Raw genomic sequence first — 11,568 nt, 5'->3', positions numbered from 1 at the left:
TCTGCGGGGCTAGGCCCGGAAATCCAGAATGGGCTGCGAGGTGTCGATCCCCGCATCCTCAAGCGCTTGCTGCAAGAGGCTGCTGAAATCCGTCTCCGCGTCGGTCTCGGAGGCCTCTTCCTCCAACTGTTCGACAATGGATTGCAGGGTCTGGACCGCGGCACTGTCCGGGCCCTTCGACCCTTGCGCCCCCCCGGGACCGCCGCCTCCGCCACCGCCGGGGGGCGGACCGCCCGCGCCACCGGGGCCACCGCCGCCGCCGGGCTTGCCCGCAATCCCGGCCTGCGCGGCCAGTTCACGGGCATCGAATCCGGCAGATCCGAGTGCCTCGGTCAGCGCGGCACCGCGCTGGATCTCGAGATCACGGATCCCTTCGACGAGGCTCCGGGCGTCCTCATCGGACAATGTCTCTGCGTCGTAGTTCGACAAGAGGTCGTCCAAGCCTTGCTGTTGCGTCTCGGACAGGGGTTTGGCCCCCAAACTCGCGCTTGGGGAAGGTGGCACACCACCTTGAACAGACAGCATGGGCCGTCTCCTTCTGCTGGCCCGCCGGGGCTGGTCGGGCCCCCTCGGGATAGGCAGAAAGCCTTGCAAAAGGCCTAGGCGCGTCCGGCGAAATGCGCCGTATTCATGTTGAATTTGCGGATTTTCCGAGGCACCGCTCAGGAAAACGCGTCGGCGAACTGGTCCCGCAGGACGTTCTTCTGGACCTTTCCCATGGTGTTGCGCGGCAGCGCGTCCATCACCACCAGCTTGCGCGGTTGCTTGAACCGGGCGAGCTCGGTCGTGATCTGGTCGGCCACGGCTTCCAGATCGATCTCCGCCCCACCCCGGGGCACAAGCACGCCCACGACACTCTCGCCGAAATCCGGATGGGGCACACCGATCACCGCGGATTCCAGAACGCCCGGCGCCTGATCCAGAGCCAGCTCCACCTCCTTGGGATAGATATTGTAGCCCCCGGAAATGATCAGGTCCTTGCCCCGCCCGACGATCTGCACATAGCCCTGATCATCGATCAACCCGAGATCGCCGGTGATGAAGAACCCGTCCGCGCGCAGCTCGGCGGCGGTCTTTTCCGGCATCTGCCAGTAGCCCTGAAAGACATTGGGCCCGCGCACTTCGATCTGCCCGATCTCGCCCTGAGCCAGCTCGACCCCGGTCTCGGGATCGGTGATCTTGAGCTCGATCCCCGGCAAAGGATGCCCCACCGTGCCCGCGCGGCGCGCGCCGTCATAGGGGTTCGAGGTGTTCATGTTGGTCTCGGTCATGCCGTAGCGTTCGAGGATCCGGTGCCCGGTGCGGTCCTCGAATTCCCGGTGTGTCTCCGCAAGGAGAGGGGCCGAGCCGGACACGAAAAGCCGCATATGAGCGACCAGATCCTTGTTGAACCGCGCATCGGCCAGCAGCCGCGTGTAAAAGGTCGGTACCCCCATCATCGAGGTGGCGCGCGGCAGGGCCGCGATCATCGCATCCGTGTCAAATTTCGGCAGGAAGATCATCGACCCGCCCGCCAGCAACGTGATGTTCGTCGCCACGAACAGCCCATGGGTATGGAAAATCGGCAGGGCGTGGAGCAGCGTGTCCTCCGCCGTGAAGCGCCAATAGTCGATCAGCACCTCGGCATTGGACAGCAGGTTCTCCTGGCTCAGCATCGCGCCCTTGGACCGGCCCGTCGTGCCCGAGGTGTAGAGAAACGCCGCCAGATCCTCACGCGTGCGGGGCACGGTTTCGAACTCTGCGGGGGCTTGCGCGGCGGCCTCGGCAAAGCTGCCCTCGCCCGCGCCTCCCAAGGTCAGGAGGGCAGCGCCCGCCTCGGCGGCGACGGGGGCAAGCCCGGCCTCGGCCCGGGGGTCGCACAGCACGAGTTTCGCCCCGGAATTGCCGACGAAATAGCTGACCTCCGCCGGGGTATAGGCGGTGTTGAGCGGCAGGAAGACGATCCCCGCCTGCACACAGGCGGCGTAGACCGCCAGCGCCTCGGGGGATTTCTCGACCTGCACCGCGAGCCGGTCTCCGGGGGCGAGCCCCTGCCCCGTCAGCGTAGCCGCGTAGCGGGCGGCCAGGGCCACGAAGTCGCCGTGGCTCTGGGTGCTGCCATCGGGCAGGTGGAGGAACGGCGCTGCGCTCCCGATATGGGCACCGAACAGGGCGTCATACAGCGGATTGGTCATATCTCGGTCTTCTCTTTCAGGTCGGCGGCGGGCGCGCGCTTGGCAAGGGCGGCCACATCGCGGGTCGTGACGATCCGCGCGTCGCTGGCATAGGCGGTGTGGTTGTCGGTGATCCGGTCGAGATCGTAAAGGTAGTTCACCATCACCCCACCGGATTGGGCACGGCCATTCTCGGACAGATCCGCCGCCGCATGGAGCGCGTGGATCAGCGCGCCATTGCCCAGATGGAAGCGGGCCACCGGGTCGCGCGGCCCCGCCCCGCGCCCCTTGACCTGGGTCAGGTAATGGGCGGCGAGGGCGCGCTGCGCCTCGGGGGCTTCGGGCCAGTCCAGACCGGCCTCGGCCACCCAGCCCTTCAGCCCCGGCAGAGGCGAGAGGGTGACGAAATTCGAGATCTGCGGCAATTCCCGCTGCAGGTCGCGCACCACCTGCTTGATCAGGAAGTTCCCGAAGGAGATCCCGGCGAGCCCGGCCTGACAGTTCGAGATCGAATAGAACGCCGCCGTGGTCGCCTGCGCCGGGTCCATCTCGACCCGTTCCGCCGCAAGCAGAGCCTGGATCGAGCCCGGCACCCCGTCGAGCAGGGCGACCTCGACAAAGATCAGCGGTTCATCGGGCATGGCCGGGTGGAAGAACGCGAAACAGCGGCGGTCCTCCGGTTCCAGCCGGCGGCGCAGGTCGTCCCAGCTGTCGATGGCGTGGACAGCTTCATAGGCGATGATCTTTTCGAGAATATGGGCCGGGCTTTCCCAGGTGATGGGCCGCAGCACGAGAAAGCCGCGGTTGAACCAGCTCTTGAAGAGATGCCGGAAATCGAGATCGACGCGCGCCAGCGCCGGGTCCTCGCCCAGCATGCTCAGCAGATCGGCGCGCATGGCCACAAGCTGTGCCGTGGCGCCCTGCACCTGGTTCAGACGGCGGGCCAGCTCTTGCCGGGGCGGCTCACTCAGGGCTGCGAACCGGCGATAGGCCCCGGCATCGCGGTCCGTGCCAAAGGCGGCCAGGGCCTCCTCCAGAGCGGCGAGGTCGAGATCCATCTCCTCGGCGAGGAAGCGAAACCAGTCCTGTCGTTCGTCCCGCCCCGCCGCCGCGTAGCGATCGAGCAGGGCATGGGCCAGCGCCCCGCCCGTCCCCTCGGCCCGGGTCTCGACCAAGGCGCGGCTGAGCTCGGGCAAGGACCGGCCATCGGGCGCACCGGCCCTGTAGCGCCGCTCAAAGAGCGTGCCGAGAAGATCCGCCATCACGCTCAAAAGCTGGGCCCCATGACCGCGTCAGGCAGCCAGGTCGCGATGCCCGGAAAGACGCAGAGGATCAGGATCGCGATCACCATGCAGGCCACGAAAGGCAGCGAGCCCATCAGGATGGTCTTGAGCTTGATATCCGGCGCGATGCCATTGATCACATAGAGGTTCAGCCCCACGGGCGGCGAGATCAGCCCGATCTCCATATTGATCGTCAGGATCACCGCGAACCAGATCGGGTCGAACCCGGCGGTGGTGATGATCGGCAACAGCACTGGCGCCGTCATCAGGATCACCGCCACGGGCGGCAGGAAGAAGCCCGCCACCAGAAGGAAGACGTTGATCGCCGCCATCAGGACCCAGCGATTGACCTCCAGCGTGCCGATCCACTCGGCGATGGCCTGGGTGATGAAGAGGCTGGACAGCATGTAGGAAAACACGCCCGCCGCCGCGATGATGAACAGGATCATCACGCTTTCCTTGGTACTGTCGCGCAGCACCGTCCAGAGGGCGGAGGGCGCCCAGAGCTTGTAGATGATCATTGCGATCAGCAGGCACAGGAGGGCCCCCACCGCCGCCGTCTCGGAGGGTGTCGCGATCCCGCCATACATGGCGTAGAGCACGCCGATGATGATCCCGATAAAGGGCAGGACGCGGGGCAGGATCTCGAGCTTTTCCTTCCAAGTATAGACCGTGCGAGACATCACGGCGGTGTTCCCGGATTTCCACGTGGAATAGAGTGACCAGGCCATGAAAAGTCCGACCAGCAGCAGCCCGGGAAAGACCCCGGCGAGGAAGAGGCGGCCAATCGAGGTTTCGGTCGCGATGCCATAGACGATCATGGTGACCGAGGGCGGGATCAAGATGCCCAGCGTGCCCCCCGCCGCGATGGAGCCTGCGGCGACCCCGTCCGGGTAGCCGCGCTTGCGCATCTCGGGGATGCCCATCTTGCCGATGGCGGCACAGGTGGCCGGGCTGGACCCGGACATGGCCGCAAACAGCGCGCAGGCCCCGAGATTGGAAATCACCAGCCCCCCGGGCACCCGGGTCAGCCAGCGCTCCAACGCCTCATAGAGGTCGGCCCCCGCTCGCGTGGAGGCAATCGAGGCGCCCATGATGATGAACATCGGGATCGACAGCAGCGCGAAATTGTCGAGCTTGCCGAAGAAAATCTCGGGCATCAGCTCCAGCGAGCGCATGCCGTCGAAGACGATCAGGAACCCGGCGGAGACGATCAGCAGGCCAATGGCCACGGAAACGCCGGAAAACAGGACAATGATGGTGGCAAAGGCGACCAGCGCGCCCAGCGTGAGGGGATCCATTACGCGTCCTCCTCAAGTCCGAAGGGCGTATCGATCCGCAGCAGGACCGCCACCAGATCGGCGATGAGCTGCAGCATCAGCAGGCCAAAGCCCAGCGGGATCGCGAGATAGGGGATCCAGAGCTTCGGGCCCCAGACCGTGTCCGAGCGCCAGCCCCGATCCCAGGCGAAATGCCAGTACTCGAACCCGTAAAACAGCATGACCCCGATGATCAGGATCGACATGCTCAGGGTGAAGATCGCCATGCCCCGGCGCAGGCGCGGGCCCATCATCAGCGGGATCAGATCCACATTCACATGCCCGCGCAGGCGCTGGACATAAGGCAGCCCGATCAGGGTCGCGGCCACTACGAGGTAGATCACCGCTTCGGTCTGCCACACCGTCGAGCCGTTCAGCACGAAGCGGATGAAGATCATCTGACAGGTCAGGCCGACCGCGATGACAATCATCGAAGCCGAGAGCCAACCGGCGAGTGTCGAGAGAGCTGCCACAGCCTTCAGGAAGGGGTTTCCCCCTGTCCGGGCCACGGCAGCAGAGCTTTGCCCTGCCATGGACTGACCTCAGTTCTTGGAATTCCGGGGAATGGGGGCGGCGGCGGGCGCCGCCCCGAGCGGTTCAGGTATCGATCACTCGACCGACAGCGCCAGATCCAGCAGCTCCTGGCCGCCCGGCGTGTCCTCGATGAACTTCGCGTAGGAGGTCTCCTGCGCCAGCGAACGCCAGGCGTCGAAGTCTTCCTGGCTCATGGCGGCGATCTCGACCCCGGCCTTTTCAAAGACTTCCGCCGAGGCGGCGTCCTGCTTCTTGGCTTCTTCGAGGTAATGCGCCTCGGCCTTGGCGGCCCCGGCCATCAGCGCGGCCTGCTGCGCCTCGTTCAGCCCGTCAAAGGTGGATTTGTTCATCAGAAGCGGTTGATACATGAACCACAGTGCGAAATCCGAGGCCGGCGTGTAGCAGGCGACCTGCTCGTAGATCCGGTAGGAGACGAAGGAGCTCGACGAGGTATTCGCCGCGTTCAGAACGCCGGTTTGCATTGCATTGTAGATCTCGGAGCTTGCCATGGAGGCGATGGACGCGCCCGCGCCTGCCAGCATCTGCTCGAACGCCTTGCCCGCCGCGCGGGTCTGCATCCCCTGCACATCCGACGGCGCCGTGATGCACTTGTCCTTGCCGACAAAACCGCCGGCCAGATAGCCATGGACCAGAACCATCACGTCATCTTCGGCCATCTTGGCCTCGATCGCGTCCATGAAGGCACTCTCGTTAAGACGCGCGGCATGGTCATGGTTCTTTACCAGCCCTGGCATCAGGGTCAGGTTGAAGGCCGGCTGCTGCCCGCCTGCATAGCTGAGCGGAAAGACCGTCATGTCGAGCTGTCCGCGCGACAGGGGCTTGTACTGCTCCCGGGCCTTGAAGAGCGATTGCGAACCGAAGATCTTGATCTCGAGATCCACATCCGCCGCGGCCACTTCATCGGCCACGATCTGGGCGACCTGATGACGGATATCCTTGTTCGACCACTGATGCGACAGGCGCAATTCGGTTGCCCCCGCAGTGGTGGCCAATCCCAGGGCTGTTGCCGCAACGGCGGCCAGCAAAGATGATTTCATGTCGTTTCCTCCCTTATCCGCGCCGCATCTCGCTCGGGCGCGCTAACCTTAAGCTTAGGGAGGCACGGGCATCTGTCAATCATATTGTATACAATTTTTGCACCATTGCATTCTATCGCCATGCGGGGCATCATCCCCGAATGGAGACGCGCCGCGCCGATACCATCGCCCTTGAGCTGGAGAACATGATCCTCACCGGCGCCTTCGCCGACGGCGACAGGTTGAACGAGATCAAGCTCGCAGCCCATTTCAACGTCTCCCGCACCCCGATTCGCGAAGCATTTCATCAACTTGGAACCGCCGGGCTTGTTGAACAAATCCCCCGTCGCGGGGTCTTTGTTCGCCATCCGGGACCGATGGAACTGGTCGCCCTCTTTGAATACATGGCCGAGCTTGAGGCCGCCTGCGGTCGCCTCGCCGCTCCCCGGATCTCCGAGTCCGCCCTGGCTGCGCTGGAGGCCGCAAACGCCACCTGCGCCGAGGCCGTGGCCGCCGGAGACAGCGATGGCTACTATGCCGAGAACGAGCGCTTTCACCGGATCATCTACGCGGAATGTGGCAATTCCTACCTGCAGAACGACGTGGAACGCCTGCATAAGCGGCTCAAACCCTTCCGCCGGATGCAGTTGCAATTGCGCGGACGTCTGGCCCAATCCATGGCCGAACACAAACAGATCGTCGCCGCCCTGACCGCCGCTGACGGCGATGCCGCGGCGGCCATCCTGCGCGATCACGTGGCCGTGCAGGGCGAGAAATTCCATCACCTCCTGGCCGGATTGAAGCAGGTCGCCGAATAAACGCGCGCCTTTCCACCGCTCCGGGATTTGAGATCAGCTGTTTTTTGCGCTAAAGCTCTCCGTCGACCATCCCGTGGGTGGATTTCAGGACGAGTTTGTTAGGTGCGCAGGGATGACAGAGATTTTCACAGATCGCATGATCGCGTCGGTGTTGGAACGTGTGGCCAGCGCCGAGGGCGTCGATTACGAGCTGGCCCGCGCCTTGGCCGAGGAGTTCCCTGAGGCCAGCGGCCTCGCCCTCGTCTTCGCGATCACCTCGGCCGCCAGCGGGCTGGAGGATATGTCCGGCGACGCCAAGGTCCCCGCGCTCTACCGTCTGGCCGCAATGATCGCCGCGGATCTGTTTGCCTATGAGGCGCGCAACGCGCCCCTCCCCGATGGCGAGACCCTGCGCGCGCTCTGGCTCTCGGAATTGCCCGGTCAGGACTGAGCGGCTTCGGCGGCGGCCCGGATCGCCGCGATATTGGCGCCGTACGGGGCCGGATCACACACCGATCCCCCCTTGAACACGGCGGAGCCGGCCACCAGCACATCCGCCCCGGCCTCCGCCACCAGAGGTGCCGTGATCGGGGTCACGCCGCCATCGATTTCGATATGGATCGGACGGTCCCCGATCATCGCGCGCAGGTCGCGGATCTTGGCGCTCAGATCGATGAATTTCTGCCCGCCAAAGCCCGGGTTGACGGTCATCACGCAGACCAGATCCACCATGTCCAGCAGATGGGCCATATCACCAAGCCCGGTCCCCGGGTTCAGCGCGAGCCCCGCCTTGGCCCCCGCCCCGCGGATCGCCTGCAGGGTGCGGTGAATATGGGGCCCGGCCTCCAGATGGGCGGTGATCACATCCGCCCCGGATTGCGCAAAAGCCTCGATATAGGGATCGACTGGTGCGATCATCAGATGGACATCCATCACCCCCTTGATATGGGGCCGGATCGCGGCGCAGGTCGCCGGGCCAAAGGTGATGTTCGGCACGAAATGCCCATCCATCACATCCACATGAACCCAATCCGCGCCCTGCGCTTCGACGGCGGCGCATTCCGCGCCAAAATTTGCGAAATCAGCGGCCAGGATGGACGGGGCGATCTTGATCGAGCGGTCAAAAGCCATGGGCGGTCTCCTTTGCGCGCTCCTTAGCTCGCGCAGCAGCGAGGATCAATCAGCCCGCCCTCTTCATTGTTCCTGAAATACTCCGGGGGGCGGCCCGGCACGGGCAGCGGGGGCAGAGCCCCCTCCACACCCGCCTTCAAACACCAACCGGCAGGACCCGCAGCGACACGATCTCGTAGGGTGTCAGATCCACCGTCACCACCCGGCCCCGCAGCGCGACCGGCCCCAGATCCTCCTCCAGAATGGTGACCTGCCGCACCTCCGCCACATCGAAGCCAAAGCGCAGGTCCACCGGCCCCCGCGTGCGTTCATTCTCGAAGATCCGCACGATATAGCCCCGGCCATCCTCGGCCCGCTTGACCGTCTCGACCACGGTCGAGAACCCTGACACGCCCACCATCTGGACCAAAGGCGCGGCCCCTTGCCCGCCCGACACAGGACGGCACAGCACCGGATTGTTCAGGACATAGCCGCTCTCGGTCACATCGGACCGCCAGTTCCCTTCATGGAGCAAGAGCGCATAGGTCATCTCATGGTGGCCCTGATCCTGCTCCGGATCCGGCATGGTCGCGGATTTCAGCAGGCTGAGCCGCATGACATTGTCCCGGATATCATAGCCATATTTGCAGTCGTTGAGCAGCGCGACGCCGTAATTCCCCTCGCTCAGATCCGCCCATTTATGCCCGACACTCTCGAACCGGGCCCAGTCCCAACTGGTGTTGGAATGGGTGGTCCGCTCGGTATTGCCGAACTGGATGTCATAGGTGGCGCGCGGGCTGAAAATCGCGACCGGAAAGGCGCATTTCAGCAGGATGTGGGAGGCGCGCCAATCCACATCCGTCTTGAACTCGATCCGTTTGGAGTTGTGATGCAGGCAGATCCGCTGGGTGATGGTGGAGCCGCGCCAGTGATGCTCCACCTCGAGGCTGGCGCGCAAGGGGCCGCGCTCGGTGATCTCGAACCGCACGGGCGCATCGATCACCTCGCAGCGATCCTCGTAAAAGATATCGATATCCCAGGCGTCCCAAACCATGGGCCGGTCCTCGAACGCCAGCAGCTGATTGCCGTACGCGCCCTCGGCCAGAACCTCGCGCAAGGCGGTCTTGTCGAACACCGAGACAAGCTGGCCATTCGGGGCCACATGCACCCGGATCAGGTCATTCTCAATCACGGCCCCATCGGGGAACTCGGTGATCCGGAGCGCAGTCGGCTCCGGCGCCTCCTCAGACGGGCCAAGCCCGAGTGCGGCATAACCCGGCAGAGCCGGCAGGTCGATCAACGTGCCACCCTCCACGCCTTGGGTCCGCAAGACCCGGCCCGAGCGCAGATCTGCAAGGTCCGAGACCTCCGCCCCGATCCAGCCGATCCGGTCCACGGAGAACCCCGTGGGGTTCACGGCCATGACCTCGGCCTCTGCGGGCATCTGCGTGCCGAGCGCCGTCAATGCGACCTCCCGCAGGGCCGTGCCCGTCTCCATCACCGCCGCATAGTCCCGCTCCGCATCCGCGAAGACCTCGGTGATCGAGGTGCCCGGCAGGATGTCGTGGAACTGGTTCAGAAGGACCAGCTTCCACGCCTCCTCCAGCACGGAGGCAGGATACTCCGCCCCGGTGGTCAGCCCGGCGAGGCTGGCGAGAAATTCCACATCGTGGAGCAGGACCTCCGCCTTGCGATTGGCCCGCTTGATCCGCGCCTGGCTTGTCAGTGTGCCCCGGTGCAGCTCCAGATAGAACTCCCCGGACCATGTGGGCAGGTCATGGGCGACCTCCGCCTCCACCCGTTCAAAGAAATCGCGCACCTTGCCCATGCGCACCCGCGGCGTGCCCGGCAGCGCATCATAGGCCCGGGCCGCATCGATCAGCTCCCGCGTCGGGCCGCCGCCACCGTCGCCATAGCCGAAACAGGTGATCAGCTCCTGATGCAGGTGCTTCTGGCGGAAGTTTTCCCATGTGCCGAACACCTCGCGCGCGGTCATCTCGGCCTTGTAGGTCGTGGGATGGGGCAGGTATTGCACCGTGGAGGGCGTCGTCAGGAAATGGCTCAACACGCGAGATCCGTCGATCCCCTCCCACCAGAAAAGCTGGTTGGGCATCTGGTTGTACTGGTTCCAGTTCAGCTTGTTGGCCACGAACCATTTCATCCCGGCCTGCTTCATCAACTGCGGCAGGGCGGCAGTGAAGCCGAACGTATCCGGCAGCCAGAGCACGGGCGTCTCGGCCCCCTCGCCGAACTGATCGCGGTAATATCGCCGTCCATACATGAGTTGCCGCACAAGGCTCTCGCCACCCGCAAGGTTGCAATCGGGCTCGACCCACATGCCGCCCATGGGCTCCCACCGCCCTTCGGCCACGCGCGCCTTGATGCCTTCGAAGACCTGCGGATAATCCTGCGCGGTCATCTCGTAGAGTACGGGCTGGGATTGGCTGAAATGGTAGTCCGGGTATTCCTCCATCAACGCCAGCACATTCGAGAAACTGCGCCCGCATTTGCGCCGGGTCTGATCCACCTGCCAGAGATAGGCGATGTCGATATGGGCGTGGCCGATGGCGAGGATGTCGACCTCCATCTCACCGCGATACCCTTCGAGCGTTTCGCGGAACACATCCAGCGCTGCGGGCACGCTGTCGTAGAACGCGTCCCCGCGGATCGGGTCGCGCGTGTCCAGCGCCTTGAAGCACAGATCGAGCGCGCGCAGGATCCGGCCCCGCGCGGTGTTGCCCTCTTCCATATGCCCCGCCACGTCGAGCGCGCGGGTCACCAACGCCACCAGCTCGCGCGTGGGGGTGTCGATCTCGACCACCGCGCAGGGCTTCATGAAGAGCTTCTGCTTGGAATTGCGGTCGGGGGGCCAGCCGCTCAGCCCCGTCCAACCATGGAGCGCGAGGCTGTGCAGCCCGCCATCGCAGAGCTCCGGGCTGAGATAGATCTCGTGATGCTGCCGGTCCGCCGAGGCGCAGCTCACCCCGTCGATATAGGCCAGCCCCTCCGGGTGGCAGAAGATATCCCCGGCAACTCCCAGCGGCAGGTGCAGCGCGACCGGGCCATGGGTGCCAAACCCCTCGGGCACGGCAAAGGCCGAACGCAGGACGAAATCCTGGCTCCAATCGCCCCAATAGCTGTCAAAGGGGATCTCGTCCCAGCCGGAGGCATCCACATCCGCGCCCACCGGGGCCTCGGCCAGTGGGCCGGGCAGCGGCAGATAGCGGAAGGGCAGGATCGGGGACGTGCGGCGATGGACCAGCGGGGTGATCAGCGGCAAACGGCTGAGGATCTTTTGCTCGGTCCAGAAAATCTGGTGCTTCATGGGCTCCTGT

10 protein-coding genes are annotated in these 11,568 nt (G+C 64.8%); 2 read left to right on the top strand and 8 right to left on the bottom strand.

Annotated features, from left to right (window positions below; translation table 11 throughout):
- Positions 1 to 9 precede the first annotated feature (9 nt).
- The 6 genes from ACP15I_RS19345 to dctP all read right to left on the bottom strand — a co-directional run bounded on the left by ACP15I_RS19345 (position 10) and on the right by dctP (position 6,347).
- Complete coding sequence (locus ACP15I_RS19345; RefSeq protein WP_424976303.1) at positions 10 to 525, bottom strand: hypothetical protein; 516 nt, start codon at positions 523 to 525, stop codon at positions 10 to 12.
- A 137-nt stretch (positions 526 to 662) separates the two neighbouring features.
- Positions 663 to 2,174 (bottom strand): malonate--CoA ligase, encoded by a 1,512-nt coding sequence (locus tag ACP15I_RS19340; protein ID WP_424976302.1) that lies wholly within the window; start codon positions 2,172 to 2,174, stop codon positions 663 to 665.
- Positions 2,171 to 3,424 (bottom strand): malonyl-CoA decarboxylase, encoded by a 1,254-nt coding sequence (locus ACP15I_RS19335; protein ID WP_424976301.1) that lies wholly within the window; start codon positions 3,422 to 3,424, stop codon positions 2,171 to 2,173. The genes ACP15I_RS19340 and ACP15I_RS19335 overlap by 4 nt, the downstream gene beginning before the upstream one ends.
- The gene (locus ACP15I_RS19330) at positions 3,421 to 4,737 is read right to left on the bottom strand and encodes a TRAP transporter large permease (protein WP_424967993.1); all 1,317 of its coding nucleotides are present in this window, start codon (positions 4,735 to 4,737) and stop codon (positions 3,421 to 3,423) included. Before ACP15I_RS19330 ends, ACP15I_RS19335 begins: the two co-directional genes overlap by 4 nt.
- Entirely contained in the window at positions 4,737 to 5,288 is a 552-nt protein-coding gene (locus ACP15I_RS19325; RefSeq protein ID WP_424967994.1) for a TRAP transporter small permease subunit, read from the bottom strand. The genes ACP15I_RS19330 and ACP15I_RS19325 overlap by 1 nt, the downstream gene beginning before the upstream one ends.
- A gap of 75 nt (positions 5,289 to 5,363) precedes the next feature.
- Positions 5,364 to 6,347 (bottom strand): TRAP transporter substrate-binding protein DctP, encoded by a 984-nt coding sequence (dctP, locus tag ACP15I_RS19320; protein WP_424967995.1) that lies wholly within the window; start codon positions 6,345 to 6,347, stop codon positions 5,364 to 5,366.
- A 140-nt stretch (positions 6,348 to 6,487) separates the two neighbouring features.
- On the opposite strand from dctP, the gene ACP15I_RS19315 reads away from it, so the two are divergent.
- Both ACP15I_RS19315 and ACP15I_RS19310 read left to right on the top strand, forming a co-directional pair.
- Positions 6,488 to 7,144, top strand: a complete 657-nt coding sequence (locus tag ACP15I_RS19315) for a GntR family transcriptional regulator (RefSeq protein ID WP_424976300.1) — start codon at positions 6,488 to 6,490, stop codon at positions 7,142 to 7,144.
- Positions 7,145 to 7,256: 112 nt separating this feature from the next.
- Entirely contained in the window at positions 7,257 to 7,574 is a 318-nt protein-coding gene (locus ACP15I_RS19310; RefSeq protein WP_424967997.1) for a hypothetical protein, read from the top strand.
- Here the strand turns inward: ACP15I_RS19310 and rpe are convergent.
- Both rpe and ACP15I_RS19300 read right to left on the bottom strand, forming a co-directional pair.
- Entirely contained in the window at positions 7,565 to 8,254 is a 690-nt protein-coding gene (gene rpe / locus ACP15I_RS19305) for a ribulose-phosphate 3-epimerase (RefSeq protein WP_424976299.1), read from the bottom strand. The genes ACP15I_RS19310 and rpe overlap by 10 nt on opposite strands.
- 136 nt (positions 8,255 to 8,390) lie before the next feature.
- Complete coding sequence (locus tag ACP15I_RS19300) at positions 8,391 to 11,558, bottom strand: alpha-mannosidase (RefSeq protein WP_424976298.1); 3,168 nt, start codon at positions 11,556 to 11,558, stop codon at positions 8,391 to 8,393.
- Positions 11,559 to 11,568: the final 10 nt, after the last annotated feature.

Origin of the sequence: Dinoroseobacter sp. S124A, from assembly GCF_049801015.1 — a bacterium.
Classification (GTDB): domain Bacteria; phylum Pseudomonadota; class Alphaproteobacteria; order Rhodobacterales; family Rhodobacteraceae; genus Dinoroseobacter.
This window is presented reverse-complemented; position numbering and strand designations above follow the sequence as displayed.

Excerpts from the sequence above, each read along its gene's own strand:
- ACP15I_RS19345 (WP_424976303.1), bottom strand. The coding sequence starts at position 525 with ATGCTGTCTGTTCAAGGTGGTGTGCCACCTTCCCCAAGCGCGAGTTTG.
- ACP15I_RS19340 (WP_424976302.1), bottom strand. The coding sequence starts at position 2,174 with ATGACCAATCCGCTGTATGACGCCCTGTTCGGTGCCCATATCGGGAGC.
- ACP15I_RS19330 (WP_424967993.1), bottom strand. The coding sequence starts at position 4,737 with ATGGATCCCCTCACGCTGGGCGCGCTGGTCGCCTTTGCCACCATCATT.
- ACP15I_RS19325 (WP_424967994.1), bottom strand. The coding sequence starts at position 5,288 with ATGGCAGGGCAAAGCTCTGCTGCCGTGGCCCGGACAGGGGGAAACCCC.
- dctP (WP_424967995.1), bottom strand. The coding sequence starts at position 6,347 with ATGAAATCATCTTTGCTGGCCGCCGTTGCGGCAACAGCCCTGGGATTG.
- ACP15I_RS19315 (WP_424976300.1), top strand. The coding sequence starts at position 6,488 with ATGGAGACGCGCCGCGCCGATACCATCGCCCTTGAGCTGGAGAACATG.
- ACP15I_RS19310 (WP_424967997.1), top strand. The coding sequence starts at position 7,257 with ATGACAGAGATTTTCACAGATCGCATGATCGCGTCGGTGTTGGAACGT.
- rpe (WP_424976299.1), bottom strand. The coding sequence starts at position 8,254 with ATGGCTTTTGACCGCTCGATCAAGATCGCCCCGTCCATCCTGGCCGCT.
- ACP15I_RS19300 (WP_424976298.1), bottom strand. The coding sequence starts at position 11,558 with ATGAAGCACCAGATTTTCTGGACCGAGCAAAAGATCCTCAGCCGTTTG.